The organism is Streptomyces sp. NPDC091682, assembly GCF_044756625.1.
GTDB lineage: Bacteria > Actinomycetota > Actinomycetes > Streptomycetales > Streptomycetaceae > Streptomyces.
The window spans coordinates 40,661-61,267 of sequence record NZ_JBIVTH010000009.1 but is presented as its reverse complement, the minus strand read 5'-3'; the positions used below and the strand labels follow the sequence as shown (position 1 = coordinate 61,267).

The following is a 20,607-nucleotide window of genomic DNA, read 5'->3' as shown; positions in this document are numbered from 1 at the left end:
CCTCGGCTCAGCGCGTGGCGGGGCGTTGCGCTGCCAGGAGGAACACCACGGAACGGTCCTGTTCGGCCCAGGTCCGGGTGTCCAGGGCGACGGACTGGAGCAGCGCGCACTCGACGGCGTAACCGTGTTCGGTGAGTGCCCTGCCGATCGCCTCCGCCTCGTCGCGGGTGGAGGCGTGGCTGACGATCCGTTCGGGACGGCGTTCGGCGACGGCCGCGACAACGGCGGCGCCGCCACCGCCGACGCGGACGACATCGGGCTCGGGCAGGTTCTCCAGTACCTGCGGCGCCCGCCCGGCGACGGCCTGCAGCTGCACTCCGCGCTCGCGGGCGGCGGCAGTTACGCGGTCGCAGGCGGCCGGGTCGGCGTCCACCGCGATGACGGCGGCGCCGAGGGCGGCCGAATCCACGGCCACGCCGCCGGATCCGGCGCCGATGTCCCAGAGGAGGTCGCCGGTGCGCGGGCCGAGCCGGGCGAGTTGGGCCGCGCGGAGCTGGGCGGACTCGCCTTCTCCCGCGTCGGCCTGCGGCCCGGCCCAGCCGCGGTCGACGGACCGGGCGGTGCTCTGGCCGAGGAGCCAGCCCGCCTCGGCGGGGGCCGGTCCCCCGCCCCCGATGACGATGACGACGTTCGGGTCGCGCCAGCTGTGGTCGGCGGCCTTGTCGGAGGTGAGGACGCTCACCTGCTCCCGGTCCGTGCCGAGTTCCTCGCAGACGACGAAGGTGCGGTGCACTCCTTCGAGGAGCAGTGCGAGTTCCGCGGGGCCGGCGCCGGGTGAGGTGAGGACGGCGACCTTGGCGTGGGCGCGGCAGACGTTGACCGCGCGGCGCAGGGTGCGGGGGTGGGCGACGACCACCTGCGCGTCGTCCCAGGGCATGCCGGCGCGGGCGAAGGCGGCGGCCACGGAGGACACGGCCGGGAACACCTCGACCTCCAGGCCGTGCTCCGGGGCGCGCAGGACGCGTACGGCGCCGAAGAAGCCCGGGTCCCCGTCGGCGAAGACCACCGCGGTGCCGCGGTGGCCGGCGATGCGGCGTGCGGCGAGGCCGACACTGCCCAGGCGGATGCGCTCCGCGGTGGGCGGTACTTCGGGGAGGGCGAGGTGGTGCGCGGCGCCGGCCACGAGGGTGGCGGCGGAGAGCGCGGACCGGGCGCCCGCGGTCAGGGGCGAACCGTCCCAGCCGATCACCGTGACCCGGTCGGCCATCGTCGTCAGTCTCCTGGTCTGGCAGGGGGCACCGCCCAGCGGTAGCCGGGGGGCGGGCGAAGTTTCGTCGGGGCGGGCACGGTGAGACTACCCGGTCATCAGTTCAGTTCCAGTCGGCGCCGACGGGGTGGCCGTTCGCGTCGGCCCGGTGCGGGAAGGCGGTGCTGCGGGCGTATCCGTCGTAGCTGCCGTAGCTGTCGTAGCCGTCGACCTCGTCGAGGTCTTCGGGGACCAGGCTCCAGACGATGAGGTCGGTGCGGGTGTCGACCCAACCGCCGTCGACCGTCTGCGTCCGCACTATCCACGCGTTGCGCAGGACGCCCTCGCTGATGCAGCCGATCTTCTGGGCCACCTGCTGCGAGGCGGTGTTGTCGGCGGCGGTGCGCAGTTCGAGCCGCTCGAACCCCTGGGCGCGGAAGAGCCATTGGGCGACTGCCAGGACGGACTCGCTGGCGTAGCCCTCGCCGCGGGCCCAGGGGGCGGTGACGTAGCCGACCTCGGTGGCGCGGGTGTGCCAGTTGGTGCCCTGGAGGTGCACGATGCCGACGAGGCGCTGGGTGAGGAACTCGGTGACGGCGAAGACGATGCCGCGGCCCTCGGTGCGTTCCGCGTGGGAGTGCCGGGTGGCCCAGGCGTGCGCTTCGGCGCGGGTGTAGGGGTGGGGCACACCGGTCCAGGCGGTGACGTGCTCGTCGTTCATCATCTCGGTCAGCGCGGTGACGTCCTCTTCCTCGAAGGGGCGCAGCACCAGCCGGTCCGTGCTGATGGTGACGTCCGGGAAGGTGGTAGTCATGCGCAGCTCCATGCCTGAGACCGTGGTGCGACCGTGGTGCGATGCGACCGCGGTGCGGGACCGTTCGTGCGGGACCGTGCGTGCGGTTCGTAGGCCACAGCATGCAGCATCGACCGGGTGATGTGCAGGGTCGGGTTGCCCGGAAGCGGGCAGAGCTCGGCCCCGCGCGCCGTCAGGTGCGTGCGGGGCCGAGATTCATGACCGGTTCGGGAGGAACCGGATCAGGAGATACCGGTTCAGGAAGCGGCCGGGGCGCCGAAGGCCGGAATGACCGAGCCCTGGTACTTCTCCTCGATGAACTTCTTGACCTCGTCGGAGTTCAGCAGCTTGGCCAGCTTCTGGATCCGCGGGTCGTTCTGGTTGCCGTCCTTGACCGCGAGGAAGTTGGCGTAGGGGTTGCCCTCGGCCTTCTCGAGGATCAGCGCGTCCTTGGCGGGCGAGAGCTTGGCCTCGAGGGCGTAGTTGCCGTTGATGACCGCGGCGTCCACGTCGTTCAGGGCGCGCGGGACCGTGGCGGCCTCCAGCTCCTTGAACTCCAGGCCCTTCTTGTCGGTGATGTCGGACAGCTTGGCGCTGGTGCCGACACCCTCCTTGAGGGTGATCAGGTTGTTGGCGGCGAGCAGCTGGAGCGCGCGGCCCTCGTTGGTGGTGTCGTTGGGGACGGCGATGGTCTGGCCGGCCTTGATGTCACCGATGGCCTTGATCTTCTTGGAGTAGAGGCCGAGGGGCTCCAGGTGCACGTTCGCGACGGGCACGACGTGGGTGTTGTTCTTCTTGTTGAAGTCGTCGAGGTACGGCTTGTGCTGGAAGTAGTTGCCGTCGACCTGGCCCTGCTCGGTGGCGGTGTTCGGCAGGACGTAGTCCGTGAACTCCTTGACCTCCAGCTTGAGGCCTTCCTTGGCCGCGAGCTTGTCCTTGACGAAGTTCAGGACGTCGGCGTGGGGGCTCGGGGAGGCGGCTATGACGAGGGGCTTGCTCTCGTCGGCCTTGCCGCCGTCGGCCTTCGCCGACGACGGGTCCGAGGAGCTGCCGCAGGCGGTGAGGCCGAGGGCGAGCGCGGTGGCCGTGGCGGCGAGGGCGGTGAGCTTGATGTTCTTACGCACGAAGAGTGCCTTTCTTGCTGAACAAGTACGGATGACTTGCTGGGGTGGCGGCCCAAGCACGACAAGTGCGGGCTCTGTTGGGGGGAAAGTCTTTTCAGGCGGCCCTGCCGCGGCGGGCGAGGAGGCGGACCGCCCCGTCGCCGAGCAGCTGGATCACCGTGACGAGGGCGATCAGGACCACGACGGTGGCGATCATGAAGCCGGTCTCGAAGCGCTGGAAGCCGTAGGTGATGGCCTTGGAGCCCAGTCCTTCGCCGCCGACGGCGCCGGCCATGGCCGAGTAGCCGACAAGGGTGATGACGGTGGTGGTGACACCGGCGACCAGGGAGGGCAGGGCCTGCGGGAGGAGCACCTTGCCGACCAGGGTGGGGATGCCGCCGCCCATGGACTCGACGGCCTCGATGAGACCGTGGTCCACCTCGCGGACGGCGGTCTCGACGAGCCGGGCGAAGAAGGGGACGGCGCCGATGGCGAGCGGGACGATCATGGCGGTGGGGCCGATGAAGGTGCCGACGACCGCCGTGGTGACCGGGATCAGGAAGATCAGCAGGATGATGAACGGCAGCGAGCGGCCTATGTTCACGATCACGCCGAGGACCTTGTTGAGCGGCTGGTTCTGCAGGAGGCCGCCCTTGTCGGTGAGGACCAGCAGGATGCCGATGGGCAGGCCGCCGAGCACGGTCACCAGGGTGGACCACAGCACCATGTAGAGGGTGTCGTAGGTGCCCTGGGTGAGCAGGGGCTGCATTTCGGACCAGGTCACTTGGCACCGTCCTTGACCAGCTCGGCCAGTTCGTTGTCGATCTCGTCGATGACGTCGACCTGGAGGCCCTGCTCGCGCAGGAAGCCGACCGGCACGACGTTGTCCTCGTAACCGCCGGGCAGTTCGATGCGCATGCGGCCGATCTGCCGGCCCGCGACGGTGTCCATCGCGGCGCCGAGGATCGAGATGTCGATGTTGTACGTGCGCGAGAGCTGCGAGATGACCGGCCGGACGGCGGCTTCGCCGTGGAAGGTGACGTCGACGACCGTGCGGTCGGGGCCGGTGGCGGTGCCGGTGACCGGGAAGAGTTCGCCGGCGAGCTCGGAGCCGGGGGTGGCGAGGAGTTCGGCGACGGTGCCGGACTCGATGATCCGGCCGTTCTTCATCAGGGCGGCCGAGTCGCAGACGGTCTTGACCACGTCCATCTCGTGCGTGATGAGCAGCACGGTGAGGCCGAGCTGCTGGTTGAGGTCGCGCAGCAGCCCGAGGACGGAGCGGGTGGTCTCGGGGTCCAGGGCGCTGGTGGCCTCGTCGGACAGCAGCACCTTGGGATCGCCGGCCAGGGCGCGGGCGATGCCGACGCGCTGCTTCTGGCCGCCGGAGAGCTGGGTCGGGTAGGCCTTGGCCTTGTCGGCGAGGCCGACCAGGTCGAGGAGTTCGAGGGCCTTGCGGGAGCGCTCGCGGCCGGAGATGCCGAGGATCTCCAGGGGCAGCTCGACGTTGGCCTGGACGGTGCGCGAGGACAGCAGGTTGAAGTGCTGGAAGACCATGCCGATGCGGCTGCGGGCCTGGCGGAGCTCCTTGCCCGCGCGGCGGCCGCGGCCGGCGAGGGCGGTGAGGTCGACGCCGTCCACGGTCACCGTGCCGGTGGTGGGGCGCTCCAGCAGGTTGACACAGCGGATCAGGGAGGATTTGCCTGCGCCGCTCTGGCCGATGACTCCGTAGACCTCGCCCTCGCGGACGTGGAGATCGACGCCGTCCAGGGCGGTGACCTCGCGGCCACGGGACTGGTAGACCTTCGTGAGGCCTGATGTGGTGATCACAGGATTTCCGTCGCTGTCGAGTGCGCGGCGCAGCGGGCTGCCGGCACGGGGCAAACAATCTGGGGACGCGATACGGGACGAACCGTCAGAAAATGACGGTGTCGACACGTGCGCGGGGCAGGAGCGAGCCGTGCTGTTCATCAGCTGGTGACGTGGTGGCGCGGCTGGTCTCGCTTCGGGGCGCGAGGCTCAGGAAGGGGCCCTCAGAAGGCGCACATTCGACACATACAACGAGCACCGGGCGTCATCGTCGCCTCGGTCGCAAGGGTGCGGCTGCTCGTCGTGGTCATGGGCCCCAGTAAAGCAGACGTATCCCCTGACCGATCAAAGACGTCCGAATAGCGGACGCATTTCGACCACATACCGGACGACACCGGTCAAGGCCACCCCTCCCGTCCGAGGCCGAGTCCCCGCCGCCGACCTGCGCCGACGCGGCATGCCGGGGCCGTCCGGCCCGCCCGGTCCGGAGTGCGGCGACCCGGCCCGCTGTGGTCAAGACCACGGTCGCCGCGCCGTGCACGAGGACAGCGCGCGGGTGCGGCGCACGGGTGGAGCGCGGGTGCGGCGCGGGCCGTGCGCGGGCCGTGCGCGGGCTTCCGGGAGACAGGGGTGCGCGCACCGGGTCTTATGGCCCGTAATACCCTCGCTGCATGCTCGACGCCCTGACGGTCGCCATCGGCGTGGCCGCACTCGCCCTCGCCGCCTGGTGCGGCCACGCCGCATGGCGGGACCAGCCGACCAAGGACTGGCACTTCATCGGCATGGCCGTCGTGACCGTGCTGGTCCTGGCGCAGCTGGTGATCGGCCTGGTCAAGCTGGCCCAGGGCGAGAAGCCCGACGAGGGCACGGTGATCTTCGTGGCTTACCTGGTGGGCGCGTTCGCCGCGGTCCCGGCCGCCGGGGTGCTCTCGCTGAGCGAGCGGACCAAGTGGGGATCGATCACGGTGGCCGCCGGCGCCGTCGTGCTCGCCGTCCTCGAAGTACGGCTCTACGACATCTGGGGAACCACCGGTGCCTGACTCCGACAGGACGGACGCCACCGGCGCCGCCACCACGACCTCCGGGCGGGGGCGGCTGGTCTCCGGGCCCGGTCTGCTGCTGGTGTGGCTGTACGGGGTGATGGTGGTGGGCGCGGTCTCCCGCTCGGCCTTCCAGATCTCCACCGAGTTCGACCGGGCTCCGCTGGCGTACTCGTTGTCCGCCGTGGCCGCGCTGGTCTACGCGTTCATCACGTACTCGCTCGTGCGCGGCGGCGAGAAGGCCCGCAGGGCGGCGCTGGTCTGCTGCGCCGCCGAGCTGGCCGGTGTGCTGGCCGTGGGGACCTGGACCCTGGTGCGACCCGAGTCCTTCCCCGACACGACCGTGTGGTCCCAGTTCGGGATGGGCTACCTGTTCATCCCGGTGATCCTGCCGATCACCGGGATGCTCTGGCTGCGCAAGCGCTGAGGGGCGGCTACGCGCTGACCGTGAAGTCCGTCGGGTCCTTGGCTTCCTTCTCCAGGATCACCAGCTGGACGCCGTCGGACGCGGTGCGGCCGCCGACCTTGACGTAGCCGGCCTTGCGGTAGAGGCGCAGGTTCGCCTCGCTCTTGTGTCCGGTGTGCAGGCGGAAGCGGGCGGTGCGGCCGGGGCCCGCCAGGGCTTCCTCGACCGCGCGCAGCAGGCGCGCCCCGAGGCCGTGACCCTGCAGTCGGGGGTGCACGCAGAGCTTGGCGATCTTGCCGGTGCCGTCCTCGTCGACGTTGCCGCGCACGGTTCCGACGATCTCGTCGCCGAGCCGGGCCACCAGGACGGTGTCCGTCGCCAGTTCCCCCTTGAGGGAGTCCAGGGACTGGGTGAGCGGCTGGATGAGGTAGTTGCCGTACAGCTCGGCCTCCCGCTGGAAGGCCAGGTACTGCAGTTTGAAGATCTGCTCAGCGTCCTCGGCAGCCGCCGCCGAAATGGTCACGCTCATGCCCATGTGCGCATGCCTCCAGCTCACCTGGTAGCCCGTTGGTCTACCGCTCCTTTCCCCGCAGGCCAGGAGCCGCAACCTCTGCAGCCAGCATTCTGCGCAGACATCCCAGGCAACGGGAACGGACGGGCCCCAAACTTCCTTGTGAGATACCCAACTCTCCTGCGATTTCACGGTAAGTGAGGTCTCTGGGCGAAAGAAGTGCCTTCATCAGCTCGGGACAGCGGCCGGGTAAACGGGCGACCGCCGATCGGAGTGCGCGGTTCTCCTCGCCGTGCAGGAGGGCGTCTTCGGGCTCGGCCGCGGGGGCTGCGCCGGCCGGTGCGCTCCCGTCCACAGGGTGCTGGCGGTGGCCGTACGGGATTTCCCGCCTGGCCCGGCGCCGGGCCAGGCGGGCCTCCGCCCGGACCGCCCGGCGCAGCCACCGCGCCGGCTCCGCGGGTTCGGCCGGATCGGGCGCGTGCCGGCCGCTCTCCAGCAGCCTGACCCAGACGGCTTGTTCCAGGTCGGCCGCGTCCATTCCGGTGCCCGGGGCCTCCGCGGCCGCCTCGGCGGAGAGGAGCGGGCCGAGCTTGTCGACGTAGTCAGCCTTCAGCAGGTCCATGCCGGGCGGGACGAGCGGACCGGGCCGGACGGTTTCCCCACCGGGCCCGGCCCACTCGTACGGGCAGCCGCGCTCAGCGGTTGACGGGGCGTCGGCCCGGGCGGAAGGCCTCCGCCGCGAGCAGCCCGGTGTCCGGGTTGTCGGTGAAGATCCCGTCGATGCCCTGTTCGAAGTAGGTCCGGAAGGCACCGAGGGCGTCCCCGTACGCGGTGGGGTCGGTCCCCTTGCGGTACTCGGCGGGCAGGAAGCTGTTCTCGTTGCGCGCGGTGTAGGGGTGCAGCAACAGCCCCCGGGCGTGGGCGTCCTTCACCAGGGTGGTCGGGGCGCCGAGCTTGCCGGCCGCGTCGCGCGGGAGGATCAGGTCCATGGTCGGGCCGATGCCCTGGGCGAAGCCGGCGATCCACTTCAGGCCCTCGGGCTTGACCAGGTCGGCGACCGTGCGCGGGTCCTTGGCCACCTCGAAGTCCCAGGGGCGGGTGGCGGCCGCGGAGAGCAGGACCACGCGGGGCGCGGAGACCAGCCGGGAGAGCCGCTGGATGCTGGAGGGCTCGAAGGACTGGAGGAAGACGGCGGCGCTGCGTCCGTCGCGCCCGTAGCGGCGCAGGAGCTTGGCGAGGGGCTCCTCCAGGCCGAGGCCCAGACCCCGGAAGTAGCTGGGGTGCTTGGTCTCGACGTGCAGCCACACCCGCCTGCCGCGCCGCTTGCCCTCGCGGTCGGCCCAGCGGAGCACCTCTTCGAAGGTGGGCACGGCCCACTGGCCGTCGTAGAGCGTGTTGCGCTGGCGGACGGCGGGGATGCGTTCCTTCGCGCGCAGGGTCTTCAGCTCGGCCAGGGTGAAGTCCTCGGTGAACCAGCCGGTGACGGCGACCCCGTCGACGGACTTCGTGGTGCGCCGCGCGGTGAACTCGGGGTGGTCGGCGACGTCGGTGGTCCCGCCGATCTCGTTCTCGTGGCGGCACACCAGGTGGCCGTCCTTGGTCGGGACGAGGTCCTGCTCGATGACGTCGGCGCCCAGGTCGAGGGCGAGCTGGTAGGAACCGATCGTGTGCTCCGGACGGTACCCGCTGGCTCCGCGATGGCCGATGACCGTCGGGTGGGGAAGGTCCCGGTGGCCCCCGTCACCGTTTCCGCGGCCGTCGCCGTGGCCGTAGCCGTCGTCCGCGGCGGCGGAACCCGCCGCGAGTCCCGTGATCCCGGTCCCCGCCGCCAGGACGGCCGCCCCCAGGACCGTGCGCCGCGCTGCCCCACCCTGTGTCATGAGTGCCACTCCTCTTCGTGATCGCCGTGTCGCGGCCCGCGATCGGCGTGCCGATGGTAGGCAAATAGGGGTGACTGCGGGGCGTGCGACGACGGCACATCCGGGGAACGTGGCGGAAACGTGCGTCAACACTGCGTATCCGACACGTGAACCCGATGTGCGCTCGGAGCTGACCCGCGAGTATCGTCCTCACCTGCGCTACCGCCGTGTGGTGGGTGCGCGAACCGCTTTTCGATGCCGGAGGGCCCACGTTGTTCCGTACGAAGCTCATCAAAGCCACTGTCGGACCGGTCATGCGCATGATGTTCCGCACCCGCGTGGAGGGCATCGAGAACATCCCCGGGTCCGGACCGGTGATTCTGGCGGGCAACCACCTCACCTTCATCGACTCCATGATCCTGCCGCTGGTGTGCGACCGCACGGTCCACTTCATCGGCAAGGACGAGTACGTGACCGGCAAGGGGATCAAGGGCCGCGCCATGGCCTGGTTCTTCAGCGGCTCCGGCATGATCCCCGTCGACCGTGACGGGGCCAACGGCGGCGTGGCGGCCCTGATGACCGGGCGCCGGATCCTCGAAGAGGGCAAGATCTTCGGCATCTACCCCGAGGGCACCCGCTCCCCCGACGGCCGCCTCTACCGCGGCCGGACCGGCATCGCCCGCCTCACCCTGATGACCGGCGCCCCCGTGGTGCCGTTCGCCATGATCGGCACCGACAAGCTCCAGCCGGGCGGCGCCGGCATGCCGCGCCCGGGCCGGGTCACCGTCCGCTTCGGCGAGCCGATGGAGTTCTCCCGCTACGAGGGCATGGACCGCGACCGCTACGTGCTGCGCGCCGTCACCGACTCGGTGATGGCCGAGGTCATGCGCCTCTCGGGCCAGGAGTACGTCGACATGTACGCCACCAAGGCGAAGGCCGCCTGACCCGCGCCGCGCCTACTGACGCTGGAGTGACCGGCTGACGCCCGCCGCCGTGGTGGTGGCGAGGATCCAGCCGGTCACGATCAGCAGGTACGACAGCCACTGGTGCAGGCCGCCCGGCGCGAAGGCCCCCTCCTGGCCGAAACCGACGATCGGCACCATCAGGTCGATCGTGTAGAAGACCGGGTTGAAGTCCGGTGCCTCCCCCGCCTTCAGGGCGCGCGGCGGGTCGATGCCGTACGCGATCGACCCGGTCATCAGTAACGCCAGCAGCCATCCCGCCGCACGCAGCGGCCGGAAGCCGTAGCCGACGGTGACGTCCTGGAGCAGCCCCCACGCCCGGGCGGCCTGGGGCAGGGTGTGGCGGTGCCTGCGCAGCTTCGCGAGCTGGACGGTCCGGGCGGCCGCCTCGTCACCCGCCGTGCGGTAGGCCGCCGCGAGCTGTTCGTAGGCGTACGTGAGGTACCCGGACTCCTCCCGCTCCAAGGCGGGCAGTCGCTGCTCGGCGGGCAGGTGCGGGGCGAGGGTGCGGTAGGTCAGGCCGTCGATGGCGATCCGCTCGGGCCAGGCCTGCGGGTCGATGTGGAGCAGGTCGACGGTGGACCGGCGCAGGTTCACGTCGCCCCGGACCGGGTCGCAGCGGCGCAGCCACAGCTCGCCGATGGCGCAGCTGGAGGCGCGCAGAGCGGTCCCGTCCGGATTGGCGAGGTCGGCGCGGGTGAGGTTGACCTGGCCCGGGATCCGGGAGCCGGTGAGGTTGACCATGCCGCGGGCCTGCATCCGGTGCGCGCGCAGGTCGGTGCCGACGGTCAGGTTCTCGGCGTGCAGGGCGATCCCCCCGGGAGCCAGCAGCCGGGCGCGGTCGAGCTGGATCTGGCCGCCGACGGTGGCCCCGTTGAGGCGGAGCTGGCCGTGCACGGTCAGGTCGTTCGCGATGATGTCGGTGTCGACCTCGATGTGGTTGAGCTGGAGCGGGGGCTCGTCCGCCTCCTCGCCGGCCGTGGGGCCGATCACGGCGCCCTGGAGGAAGAGCCCCCCGGATATTTTGGCGCCCTGGAGCCGCACGGGCCCGGCGATCCGGCAGCAGGAGAGCCGTAGGACCACCTCGACGCGCACCGTGGAGGCCGTCAGGCCGGGCAGGGTGGAGTAGCCGAGGACCAGGGCGCGCAGCTGGGCCCCGTAGATCAGGGGCTTGCGCTCGAACCAGCAGTCGCGCAGCCGGATGGGGTGGTCGATCACGGCGTAGCGCAGGTCGAGCTTGCCCACGATCTTCGCGCCCTTGATCTTGAGACCGGGGATCCGGCCCTGCACGACGGGGCCGGCTCCCAGCAGGATCGCTCGCAGCACCTCGGCGCGCAGGGTGCGGTCGGGACCCCAGTCGGCCCCGTCGACGGAGCTGTCCTCGGGAGCGTGCCGGAAGTCGACCCCGTCGCCGCGCGGGAAGGCTTCCCAGACGCGGCGTTCCGCCGGGGTCAGATCGTTGATCTCCATCGCCGGGATGGTGTCCCGCACTTCGACGACCTGTCAACTCTAGCCGGAAAGGCACCCGTTCGGCGGGCGGTCAGTGCTCGAGGCCGTCCTGGAGCCGCTGGCCCTTGAGCAGGAACCAGGCGGCCACGGCGGTGGCCAGCAGTACGGCCGCACCGACGCCGGAGGCGAGCCGCAGCCCGTCGACGAAGGCGTCCTGGGCCGCGCCCACCATCACCTGGGCGGTGTGCGGGTCCAGTGCCTTGGCGGCCTCGACGGCCCCGCCGAGGGATTCGTGCGCGGCGTCGGCGACCGGGCCCGCGACCGAGGCCGGGGCGGTGAAGCTCTGGTAGACGCCGGTGACGATGGAGCCGAGCAGGGCGATGCCGAGGGCGGCGCCGAGTTCGTACGCCGTCTCGGAGACGGCGGAGGCCGAGCCCGCCTGCTCCTTGGGCACGCTGGAGAGGATCACGTCGGCGGTGACGGTGAAGGAGAATCCGGCACCGAGGCCGACGACGAGCAGGGCCGCGCCGAGCAGCGGGTAGCCGCTCTCCTTGTGGATCAGGGTGAGCACGGCGAGGGCCGCGCCGATGGCGCCGAGTCCGCCGGCCACGATGGACCGCACCGAGTACCGGCGGGCGTACCGGCCCGCGATCAGGCCGGTGACCACCGCGCCGATGGCGGCGGGCAGTTCGGCGAGGCCCGCCTCCAGCGGGTCGCGGCCCTGGACGAGCTGCAGGAACTGGGAGAGGAAGAAGACCAGCCCGGAGAGGCCGAAAACGGTGAGCAGGTCGGCTAGGACCGCGCCGGAGAAGCCGCGGTGCTTGAAGAGCCGCATGTCGAGCAGCGGGGACGCCAGGCCGAACTGGCGGCGCACGAAGGCGTACAGGGAGCCCGCGCCGAGTACCGCGGTGGCCGCGACCTCCCAGGTCACGCCGTGGGTGGCGACTTCCTTGACGGCGTAGACCACGCTGATCACGCCGACGAGGGAGAGGCCCACGCTGACGAGGTCCCAGGGGCCGGCGACGGGGTTCTTGGATTCGGGAAGCAGCTTGATTCCGACGACGACCAGGGCGATCATCACGGGGAGGTTGATCAGGAAGACCGAGCCCCACCAGAAGTGCTGGAGCAGGGCTCCGCCGACGACCGGGCCGACGGCCGCGCCGGCCGAGGCGGTGGCGCCCCAGATGCCGATCGCGAGGCTGCGCTCCTTGGGGTCGTGGAAGATGTTGCGGATCAGCGCGAGGGTGGACGGCATCAGGGTCGCACCGGCCACGCCCAGCAGGGCCCGGGCGACGATCATCATCTCGGGGCTGCTCGCGTAGGCGTTGAGCACGGACACGGCACCGAACGCGGTGGCGCCGGTGAGCAGTAGCTTCTTGCGGCCGATGCGGTCACCGAGGCTGCCCATGGAGACCAGGAGTCCGGCGATGACGAAGGAGTAGATGTCGCCTATCCACAGCAGCTGGGTGCCGGACGGCTTGAGGTCCTCGGAGAGCGCGGGCGTGGCGAGGCCGAGTACGGTCGCGTCGACGGCGACGAGCAGCACGGCGAGCACCAGCACGCCCAGGGCGAGCCAGCGGCCGCGGCTCCTGGTCTCCGTCCCGGTCGGGCCGTTCAGCTGCTGGGTGCTGCTCATTTCTCCACACTCCGTCTGGCGCCACCGAGCAACAGCTCGATGATCATGTACTGGAAGTCCTTGGCGGCGACCCGGCCGTCCATCACGGCCCAGGCGCAGGCGCCGACGAGCGCGTAGAGCGCCTCGGTGAGCCACGCGGGGCTCAGGTCGATCCGGATGTCGCCCTCTTCCTGGCCGCGCCGGAAGAGCGCGCTGACGCGGGCATCGAGCCGGGCCCACCCCTCGTTGACCTCGTCGCCCTCGAACAGCTGGTTCTCGGTGACGAGGAAGGCCAGCAGCTGGGCGTTGGGCTCGGACTCGGCGACGAGGCGTCTGATCGCCTCCAGCGCCGTGCCCTCGTCGAGGCGGGCGTTGTCGAACGCCACCTCGAACTCCCGGATGCCGAGTTCTTCGAGGGCCCGTACGAGGGCGTCGCGTCCGGCGAAGTGCCGGTGGAGGGTCGCGCGCCCAATGCCGGCGGCGCGGGCGACCTCGTCCATCGTGGCGGTCGACTTGCGGGAAAGCAGGGCGGCCGCAGCGCGGAGCACCTGGTCACGATCCATGGCCATGAGACAAACATACCCCGAATGAGACGTCAGTGTCTCATTAAGTCGAAAAATGAGCTGTCCGAGGGGCAGCCGGAACGGAATCCTGCCGCAATGAAGCCACTCCTGCTGATCGACGTCGACGGGCCGCTGAACCCCTACGCGGCCAAGGCCCAGCGCCGCCCCGAGGGCTACCGCACCCACCGGATGCGCCCGACGGGCTGGACGGAGGCGGAACGGGCCAAGCCGCTGCGGGTGTGGCTCAACCACGACCACGGGGCTCAGCTGCTCGCCCTCGCGGACGCCTACGAGCTGGTCTGGGCCACCACGTGGAAGGACGAGGCCAACGACTGGATAGCCCCGCACCTGGGGCTGCCGAGGCTCCCCTTCATCGACTGGCCGGTGATGCACGGCCGGGCGCCGCGCGGCACGTTCTGGAAGACCCAGTACGTCCTCGAATACGCGGGCGAGCGACCGTTCGCCTGGATCGACGACGACATCACGGCGATGGACCGCGAGTACGTCGACCAGCGCCACCCGGCGCAGACCCTGCTGATGCGCATCGACGAGCGGATCGGACTGGTCCGCGCGGACTTCGACGCGCTGGCGGCGTGGGTCGCGTGAGGCGCGGCGGCGCACGGGCGACTTCCCCGAGGCCGGGCAGTGGCCGGTGAGGGCGCCCGGCGGCTGCGGCAAGCGCCGGAGGGGCGGCGGGAGCACAGGGCTCCTGCCGCCCCTCCGGGCATTCCGCCGCGTGCGGACGTACAGGCCCGGACCCGGATCCGGGTCCTACGGGCGTGCGGGCCGCAGGGCGGCGGACGCAGTGGGGGCGCCTACTGCTTGTGGGCCGCCCAGGCGTGCTGGATGACCAGGTCGGCCTTCAGCTCGGTGAGCTGGGTGGCGACCGCCGACGGGGCGGTGCCGCCGCGGCCGCTCCGCGAGGCCAGGGCGCCCTTGACGTTCAGCACGGTCCGGACCTCGGGAGTCAGGTGCTCCGAGATCTTCACGAACTGCTCGTCCGTCAGCTGGTCCAGCTCGATGCCCTCGCCCTCGCAGACCTTGACGCACTCGCCGGCCACCTCGTGGGCCACCCGGAACGGCACGCCCTGCTTGACCAGCCACTCGGCGATGTCGGTGGCGAGCGAGAAGCCCGCCGGGGCCAGCTCCTCCATCCGCTCCCGGTTGACCGTGAGGGTCGCCATCATGCCGGTGAAGGCCGGCAGCAGGACCTCGAGGGTGTCGCAGGAGTCGAAGACGGGCTCCTTGTCCTCCTGGAGGTCCCGGTTGTACGCCAGGGGCAGCGCCTTCAGGGTCGCGAGCAGGCCCGTCAGATTGCCGATGAGGCGGCCCGACTTGCCGCGCGCCAGCTCCGCGATGTCCGGGTTCTTCTTCTGCGGCATGATCGACGAGCCGGTCGAGAAGGCGTCGTGCAGCGTCACGAAGGAGAACTCCTTCGTGTTCCAGATGATGATCTCCTCCGCGATCCGGGACAGGTTGATCCCGATCATCGCGGTGATGAAGGCGAACTCGGCGACGAAGTCGCGCGAGGCCGTGCCGTCGATCGAATTGCCGACCGAGCCCCGCTCGAAGCCCAGGTCGGCGGCGACCTGCTCCGGGTCCAGCCCCAGCGAGGAGCCGGCCAGGGCGCCCGAGCCGTACGGGGAGACCGCGGTGCGGGTGTCCCACTGGCGCAGCCGCTCCGCGTCCCGGGACAGGGACTGCACGTGTGCCAGGACGTGGTGGGCGAAGAGCACCGGCTGGGCGTGCTGGAGGTGGGTCCGGCCCGGCATGGCCACGTCGTGATGCGTCTCGGCGAGGCCGACCAGCGCGTCCTGGAGGTCAGCGATCAGGCCGCCGATGATCCGGCCGTGGTCGCGCAGGTACATCCGGAAGAGGGTCGCCACCTGGTCGTTGCGGGACCGGCCGGCGCGCAGCTTGCCGCCGAGCTCGGCGCCGAGCCGCTCCAGCAGACCGCGCTCCAGGGCGGTGTGCACGTCCTCGTCGGCGATGGTGCCGGTGAAGGAGCCGTCCGCCACGTCGGCTTCGAGCTGGTCGAGTCCGGCGATCATGCGGTCGAGCTCTTCGCTCGTGAGCAGGCCCGCCTTGTGGAGCACGCGGGCGTGGGCGCGGGAGCCCGCGATGTCGTACGGCGCGAGGCGCCAGTCGAAGTGGACCGACGCCGACAGCAGGGCCAGCGCCTCCGAAGGACCGTCGGCGAACCGGCCGCCCCAGAGCCGGACGTCACCCTTGTTGCTGCTCACAGCTACTGCTCCTCAAGACTGCATGGCTTTGACTGCTGGTAAGGCTCCGGGGCCCGAAGGGCTCCGGATGTGCAACCGCCTCCCCGCCGCGGAGGTAACGGGGAGGCGGTACGGACTGCCGGTCGGTCAGGCGAGGTCGCGGCGGGCCGCGATCTTCGAGGAGAGCCCGAAGATCTCGATGAAGCCCTGGGCCTTGGACTGGTCGAAGGTGTCGCCCGAGTCGTAGGTCGCCAGGTTGAAGTCGTACAGCGACTCGTCCGACTTCCGGCCGGTGACGACGGCGCGGCCGCCGTGCAGGGTCATCCGGATGTCACCGGTGACGTGCTGGTTGGCCTCGTTGATGAAGCCGTCCAGGGCCCGCTTGAGCGGGGAGAACCACAGGCCGTCGTAGACCATCTCGCCCCAGCGCTGCTCGACCTGCCGCTTGTAGCGGGCCAGCTCGCGCTCGACGGTGACGTTCTCCAGCTCCTGGTGGGCCGTGATCAGCGCGATCGCGCCCGGGGCCTCGTACACCTCACGGGACTTGATGCCCACGAGGCGGTCCTCGACGATGTCGATCCGGCCGATGCCCTGGGCTCCGGCGCGGTCGTTGAGCTGCTGGATGGCCTGCAGCACGGTGACGGGCTTGCCGTCGATGGCGACCGGGACGCCCTCCTTGAAGGAGATGACGACCTCGTCGGCCTCGCGCGGCAGGGCCGGGTTCGAGGTGTACTCGTAGATGTCCTCGATCGGGGCGTTCCAGATGTCCTCCAGGAAGCCCGTCTCGACGGCGCGCCCGAAGACGTTCTGGTCGATGGAGTACGGGGACTTCTTGGTGGTCGCGATCGGGAGCTGCTTCTCCTCGCAGAAGGCGATGGCCTTGTCCCGGGTCATGGCGTAGTCGCGGACCGGGGCGATGCACTTGAGGTCCGGGGCGAGGGCGACGATGCCCGCCTCGAAGCGGACCTGGTCGTTGCCCTTGCCGGTGCAGCCGTGGGCGACGGTCGTGGCGCCGTGCTTCTTGGCGGCGGCGACCAGGTGCTTGACGATGGCCGGCCGGGAGAGGGCCGAGACCAGCGGGTACCGGTCCATGTAGAGGGCGTTCGCCTTGATCGCCGGGAGGCAGTACTCGTTGGCGAACTCGTCGGAGGCGTCGGCGACCTCGGCCTCGACCGCACCGCAGTCGAGCGCGCGCTTGCGGATGACGTCCAGGTCCTCGCCGCCCTGGCCGACGTCCACGGCCACGGCGATGACCTCGGCGCCCGTCTCCTCGGCGATCCAACCGATGGCGACGGAGGTGTCCAGGCCGCCCGAGTAGGCGAGTACGACGCGCTCGGTCACGGGTTTCTCCTTACGGTGCATTCAACGACAGGCATAACTATGCACTACTCCGTATGTTTCGTCAATCAGCCTCTCGGGGGCTTCCTGTGCATCCCCCACCGGCCCGGCCTGACCTGCGGCTATATGGGAGGCGCGACAGCCGCCCGCCTCCCTACGATCAGCCCTGACAACCACAGGGGAGGGCATATGGACACGGACACGAAGGAACGGCTGCCGCTGCCGGGGGGCCCGGCGGCCGAGTGGATCGCCTTCGACCACGAGGTCCGGCGGACCCACCACTGGTCGTACACGAGCCCCCTCGAAACGCCGGACGCCGTGAAGCTGTGCCACGCCAACGGCCGGATCCGCGAGGCGGCCCTGCGGACGCCGTCGCCGCTGCTGCTGGAACTCGTCCTGATCCGGTGCACGGACTGGGTGCCGGCCGTACGGGAGCAGGCCCGGCGGGTCCTGGCCGCGGCCCTGGCGGACGACCCCGCGGGCACCGTGCTGCGGCTGACACCGCTCGTCATGCGGCTGGGCCGGCGCGAGCAGGGCGCGTGGGCGCTGGAACGGTTCGAAGCCGCCCTGGACGGCGACCGCGCCCTCCTCGGCGAGCTGCGCGGGAGCGCGGACCCGCTGAGCCGCCGGTTCGCGGCACGGCTGACCCTCGATGCCGGACTGCTGGACGTACGGGAACTGGCCCGGCTGGCGGCCGGCGAGCAGGATCCGGTGACGGGCGGACTCTGGACGGCCGGGGCGCTGGCCGCCCTGGCCGCCGACGGGCCGGACGACAGGGCGGTCGACGCCCTGCTCGGCGGGCGCAGCCCGATGGTCCGCTCCGCCGGGGTCACCGCCTTGCGCGGGGCCGGCCGGACCGCCGAGGCCGTCGGACACTTCGACGACCGCTCCGGGCTGGTCCGGGCCTGCGCCCGCTGGCTGGTGCGCCAGGGCGGCGGCGACCCGTACACCGTGTGCCGCGAACGGCTGGCCGACCCCGCCCGCGCCACCCCGTACGCGGTGACCGGCTTCGCCGAGTGCGCCCGCCGCGAGGACGCGCCGCTGCTGCGCGTGCTGCTGGAGCACCCCGACGGTCGGGTACGGGCCGCGGCCGTCGCCGGGCTGCGCCTGCTGGACACCACGGACATCGAACTGCTGCGGGCGCTGCTGGACGATCCGTCGCCCGCGGTGGCCCGCGAGGTGGCCCGGAGCCTGAGCGCCTCCGCCCTGCTCCTGCCGGTCGACTGGCTGATGGACCGCATCGCGCCCGAGCGGCCGTCGCACACCCGTCGGGCCGCCTACCGGCTCCTGTTCGCCCGGGGCGGGGTCGCCGGACTGCGCGCCTCCACGGAGCTGCTGACGGACCGTGACCCGGCCCTGCGGACGATCGCCGCACAGCGCGTCCAGAGCATGTGGTCCCCGTACCGGCAGCCTGACCTACCGCTTCGCGATCCGGAGGTCGGCGCCCTCCTGGACCGGTGCACGCACCTGTTCAGCGGCTACGTCATGCGCCAGATGCGCGCACGGCTCGGGCTTCCGGCCCGGCCGGACCCCTCGGACGGATACTGATCCCATGGGAAAACTTCACGATCGAATAGACGGCCGGCTGCGCGCGTTCATCGAGGCCCAGCCGATCTTCTTCACCGCGACCGCCCCGCTCACGGGTGACGGTCACGTCAACCTCTCCCCCAAGGGCCGCGCCGGAACCCTCGTCGTCATCGACGAACAGACCCTGGCCTACCTGGACTTCGGGGGCAGCGGCGCCGAGACCATCGCCCACGTCCGGGAGAACGGACGGATCACCCTGATGTGGTGCGCGTTCTCCGGGCCGCCCAACATCGTGCGGATCCACGGCGAGGGCGAGGCGGTCTTCCGCGACGATCCGCGCTGGGGCGAACTGATCGCCCTCTTCGGTGACGCCGACGGGCCGTCCGCGCGAGCGGTCATCCTGGTCCACGCCCGCCGGATCGCCGATGTCTGCGGGTACGCCGTCCCCCTGATGGAGTACCAGGGCGAGCGGACCCTGCACGCGGAGTACTTCGGCCGCAAGACGGACGAGGAGTTCGCCGCCTACTGCGAGAAGAAGGAGTTCATCGGATCGAGCGTCGACGGCCTGCCTGCGCTGCCGCTGCCCCTTCCGCCCCGTACCGTCTGACATGTGCTGCGTACCGCTGTAGTCGCCGTCTCACTCGTCGTCACGACCCTGCTTCCGCAGGCCCCCTCGCAGGCACCCCTGCCCGACCGGCTGGCCGACACCGGCGGGGGAAGCCAGCTGATCACCGCCGTCGCGCCCACGCCCGGATCCACGACCGGTCAGGTGATCTGGTGGCAGCGATGGGCGGGGCGCTGGCACCGGTCCGGGAGCGCGCCCGCCCGCTTCGGCGCGAACGGGCTCACCGAGGGGGCGACCCGGACCCAGGGCACCAGCACCACGCCCACGGGCCTCTTCGAGCTCCCCTACGCCTTCGGGATCCGGCGGGCACCGGTGGGCACGGACCACGTCTACCGGCAGGTGGGCCGCGACTCCTGGTGGTGCCAGGACAACGCGTCCGCCCACTACAACCGCTGGGTCGAGCCGCTGCCCGCGGACTGCGCGCCGGGCGAGGCCGAGCACCTGGTGACGTACGACGAGCAGTACGCGCACGCGCTGGTGATCGCCTTCAACTACGACCGGCCGGTCCGCGGTCGGGGCGCCGGGATCTTCCTGCACGTGAACGGCAAGGGCGCGACGGCCGGTTGCGTGTCCGTGCCCGAGCGGGCCATGCGGGCGATCCTGCGCTGGGCGGACCCGCGCCGCCGTCCGCACATCGCCATCGGCACGGCGGAGGGGACGCTCGCCGTCACCCGCTACTAGGTCGTCCCGGGGCCCCGGGCTCGTCCTCGTCGGCGGCCCGGTACTCGTACGCGTCCTCCCACCAGACCTTGTCGTCCAGCCACTCGTCGTCCTCGTCTTCGTCGTCGTGGTCCTCGTCGTCGACCTCTTCGACGATCCGGTCGACGCCGCGCCAGCTGCCGCGGTCTTCGACGCTCCGCAGGACGAGGGAGCGCTGCCGTTCGTCCAACGCCGCGAAGGCCGGGTGCGGCTCGGCGCGGATCAGGTCACCGAGCGGGTCGCCGCACTCCGTGTGCTCCCGGACCACCCTGCCGGCCTTCTCGGCCAGCAGCAGCGCCGCGAGACCGAGGGCGGCCACCGCGGCGCAGGCCCATTCCCGCAGACCCTGCGGGCGACCGGTCACCAGCAGCGCGCTCGCGAGGAGCCAGAACAACATCACCAGGGCGATGCCCACACAACTGATGCAGGCCAGGAACGCGTTCCCCCGGCCGTCGGGCATCCGCGGGAGCTCGGGCAGCAGGGCCGCCCGTTCGCTCCGGTACGCGCTGCGGCGCTCCAGGTACGGCTCGTCGCTCCGGTCGATCCAGCCGACCGACACGGGCTCGGGATCGTGTCGGCGTACGGCCTCCAGCAGGGCTGCGGGCAGCGGGTGGGCGGGGGCCCGGGCCGGCTCACGGCCCTGCTCGGTCAGGAACGCGGCACCCTCTTCGTCGATCCGGAGGTACCCGGCGAGGACCAGTTCGGCCGCGGCCGCCTCGGTCGCCTCCTGCCGCAACAGGGCCATGTGGTACGGCTCCGGCTCTACGGCGGCGACGAGCCGGAGCGTCCGGCTGCGGACCCGCGCGCGGCGCCACCACAGCAGGGCGACGGGCCCGTAGACGGCGGCGGTCACGGCGGACACCAGTATGGCGAGGGCGAATTGGCGCACGCCTTGAGGCTATG

21 protein-coding genes are annotated in these 20,607 nt (G+C 71.3%); 7 read left to right on the top strand and 14 right to left on the bottom strand.

From position 1 onward, the window contains the following. Positions 1-7 precede the first annotated feature (7 nt). The 5 genes from cbiE to ACIQK6_RS21510 all read right to left on the bottom strand — a co-directional run bounded on the left by cbiE (position 8) and on the right by ACIQK6_RS21510 (position 4,909). The gene (cbiE, locus tag ACIQK6_RS21530; protein WP_329103910.1) at positions 8-1,207 is read right to left on the bottom strand and encodes a precorrin-6y C5,15-methyltransferase (decarboxylating) subunit CbiE; all 1,200 of its coding nucleotides are present in this window, start codon (positions 1,205-1,207) and stop codon (positions 8-10) included. Positions 1,208-1,310: 103 nt separating this feature from the next. After that, the gene (locus tag ACIQK6_RS21525) at positions 1,311-2,000 is read right to left on the bottom strand and encodes a GNAT family N-acetyltransferase (RefSeq protein ID WP_329103908.1); all 690 of its coding nucleotides are present in this window, start codon (positions 1,998-2,000) and stop codon (positions 1,311-1,313) included. A 236-nt stretch (positions 2,001-2,236) separates the two neighbouring features. Then, the gene (locus ACIQK6_RS21520) at positions 2,237-3,103 is read right to left on the bottom strand and encodes a MetQ/NlpA family ABC transporter substrate-binding protein (RefSeq protein ID WP_329103906.1); all 867 of its coding nucleotides are present in this window, start codon (positions 3,101-3,103) and stop codon (positions 2,237-2,239) included. A 94-nt stretch (positions 3,104-3,197) separates the two neighbouring features. Beyond that, positions 3,198-3,866, bottom strand: coding sequence for a methionine ABC transporter permease (locus ACIQK6_RS21515; protein ID WP_329103904.1), 669 nt, complete (start codon positions 3,864-3,866; stop codon positions 3,198-3,200). After that, entirely contained in the window at positions 3,863-4,909 is a 1,047-nt protein-coding gene (locus tag ACIQK6_RS21510; RefSeq protein WP_329103902.1) for an ATP-binding cassette domain-containing protein, read from the bottom strand. The genes ACIQK6_RS21515 and ACIQK6_RS21510 overlap by 4 nt, the downstream gene beginning before the upstream one ends. Before the next feature lie 650 nt (positions 4,910-5,559). On the opposite strand from ACIQK6_RS21510, the gene ACIQK6_RS21505 reads away from it, so the two are divergent. Continuing rightward, positions 5,560-5,928 (top strand): hypothetical protein, encoded by a 369-nt coding sequence (locus ACIQK6_RS21505; protein WP_329103900.1) that lies wholly within the window; start codon positions 5,560-5,562, stop codon positions 5,926-5,928. Then, entirely contained in the window at positions 5,921-6,355 is a 435-nt protein-coding gene (locus tag ACIQK6_RS21500; RefSeq protein WP_329103898.1) for a hypothetical protein, read from the top strand. The genes ACIQK6_RS21505 and ACIQK6_RS21500 overlap by 8 nt, the downstream gene beginning before the upstream one ends. 7 nt (positions 6,356-6,362) lie before the next feature. On the opposite strand, the gene ACIQK6_RS21495 is transcribed toward ACIQK6_RS21500, so the two are convergent. The 3 genes from ACIQK6_RS21495 to ACIQK6_RS21485 all read right to left on the bottom strand — a co-directional run bounded on the left by ACIQK6_RS21495 (position 6,363) and on the right by ACIQK6_RS21485 (position 8,725). Beyond that, positions 6,363-6,869: a GNAT family N-acetyltransferase gene (locus tag ACIQK6_RS21495; protein ID WP_329103896.1), complete on the bottom strand. Its 507-nt coding sequence runs from the start codon at positions 6,867-6,869 to the stop codon at positions 6,363-6,365. Between the two features lie 37 nt (positions 6,870-6,906). After that, the gene (locus ACIQK6_RS21490; RefSeq protein WP_329103894.1) at positions 6,907-7,467 is read right to left on the bottom strand and encodes a sigma-70 family RNA polymerase sigma factor; all 561 of its coding nucleotides are present in this window, start codon (positions 7,465-7,467) and stop codon (positions 6,907-6,909) included. Positions 7,468-7,540: 73 nt separating this feature from the next. Further along, the gene (locus ACIQK6_RS21485; protein ID WP_329103892.1) at positions 7,541-8,725 is read right to left on the bottom strand and encodes a glycerophosphodiester phosphodiesterase; all 1,185 of its coding nucleotides are present in this window, start codon (positions 8,723-8,725) and stop codon (positions 7,541-7,543) included. Positions 8,726-9,018: 293 nt separating this feature from the next. On the opposite strand from ACIQK6_RS21485, the gene ACIQK6_RS21480 reads away from it, so the two are divergent. Beyond that, a complete protein-coding gene (locus ACIQK6_RS21480) occupies positions 9,019-9,648 on the top strand; it encodes a 1-acyl-sn-glycerol-3-phosphate acyltransferase (RefSeq protein WP_033222645.1) in 630 nt (209 codons plus the stop codon). A 12-nt stretch (positions 9,649-9,660) separates the two neighbouring features. Here ACIQK6_RS21480 and ACIQK6_RS21475 read toward each other — a convergent pair whose 3' ends face one another. The 3 genes from ACIQK6_RS21475 to ACIQK6_RS21465 all read right to left on the bottom strand — a co-directional run bounded on the left by ACIQK6_RS21475 (position 9,661) and on the right by ACIQK6_RS21465 (position 13,299). Then, entirely contained in the window at positions 9,661-11,136 is a 1,476-nt protein-coding gene (locus ACIQK6_RS21475; RefSeq protein WP_402695273.1) for a membrane-associated oxidoreductase, read from the bottom strand. Between the two features lie 70 nt (positions 11,137-11,206). Then, positions 11,207-12,751: an MFS transporter gene (locus tag ACIQK6_RS21470; RefSeq protein WP_402695272.1), complete on the bottom strand. Its 1,545-nt coding sequence runs from the start codon at positions 12,749-12,751 to the stop codon at positions 11,207-11,209. Next, positions 12,748-13,299, bottom strand: coding sequence for a helix-turn-helix domain-containing protein (locus ACIQK6_RS21465; RefSeq protein WP_329103885.1), 552 nt, complete (start codon positions 13,297-13,299; stop codon positions 12,748-12,750). Before ACIQK6_RS21465 ends, ACIQK6_RS21470 begins: the two co-directional genes overlap by 4 nt. Before the next feature lie 90 nt (positions 13,300-13,389). Between ACIQK6_RS21465 and ACIQK6_RS21460 the strand changes: the two genes are divergently transcribed. Continuing rightward, the gene (locus tag ACIQK6_RS21460; RefSeq protein ID WP_402695271.1) at positions 13,390-13,899 is read left to right on the top strand and encodes an HAD domain-containing protein; all 510 of its coding nucleotides are present in this window, start codon (positions 13,390-13,392) and stop codon (positions 13,897-13,899) included. Between the two features lie 209 nt (positions 13,900-14,108). Here the strand turns inward: ACIQK6_RS21460 and argH are convergent, their stop codons facing one another. Both argH and ACIQK6_RS21450 read right to left on the bottom strand, forming a co-directional pair. Continuing rightward, positions 14,109-15,536, bottom strand: a complete 1,428-nt coding sequence (gene argH / locus ACIQK6_RS21455; RefSeq protein WP_329103881.1) for an argininosuccinate lyase — start codon at positions 15,534-15,536, stop codon at positions 14,109-14,111. Positions 15,537-15,662: 126 nt separating this feature from the next. After that, positions 15,663-16,856, bottom strand: coding sequence for an argininosuccinate synthase (locus tag ACIQK6_RS21450; protein WP_030009472.1), 1,194 nt, complete (start codon positions 16,854-16,856; stop codon positions 15,663-15,665). Between the two features lie 186 nt (positions 16,857-17,042). On the opposite strand from ACIQK6_RS21450, the gene ACIQK6_RS21445 reads away from it, so the two are divergent. The 3 genes from ACIQK6_RS21445 to ACIQK6_RS21435 are packed head-to-tail and all read left to right on the top strand — an operon-like array spanning position 17,043 to position 19,686. Continuing rightward, the gene (locus tag ACIQK6_RS21445; protein ID WP_402695270.1) at positions 17,043-18,401 is read left to right on the top strand and encodes a HEAT repeat domain-containing protein; all 1,359 of its coding nucleotides are present in this window, start codon (positions 17,043-17,045) and stop codon (positions 18,399-18,401) included. 4 nt (positions 18,402-18,405) lie between these two features. Next, on the top strand, positions 18,406-18,987 hold the full coding sequence (locus tag ACIQK6_RS21440) for a pyridoxamine 5'-phosphate oxidase family protein (protein WP_329103877.1): 582 nt from the start codon (positions 18,406-18,408) through the stop codon (positions 18,985-18,987). A gap of 6 nt (positions 18,988-18,993) precedes the next feature. Beyond that, positions 18,994-19,686, top strand: a complete 693-nt coding sequence (locus ACIQK6_RS21435) for a L,D-transpeptidase (protein WP_402695347.1) — start codon at positions 18,994-18,996, stop codon at positions 19,684-19,686. Here the strand turns inward: ACIQK6_RS21435 and ACIQK6_RS21430 are convergent. Then, entirely contained in the window at positions 19,673-20,593 is a 921-nt protein-coding gene (locus tag ACIQK6_RS21430; protein ID WP_329103875.1) for a hypothetical protein, read from the bottom strand. The two genes, ACIQK6_RS21435 and ACIQK6_RS21430, sit on opposite strands and share 14 nt — an antisense overlap. Positions 20,594-20,607: the final 14 nt, after the last annotated feature.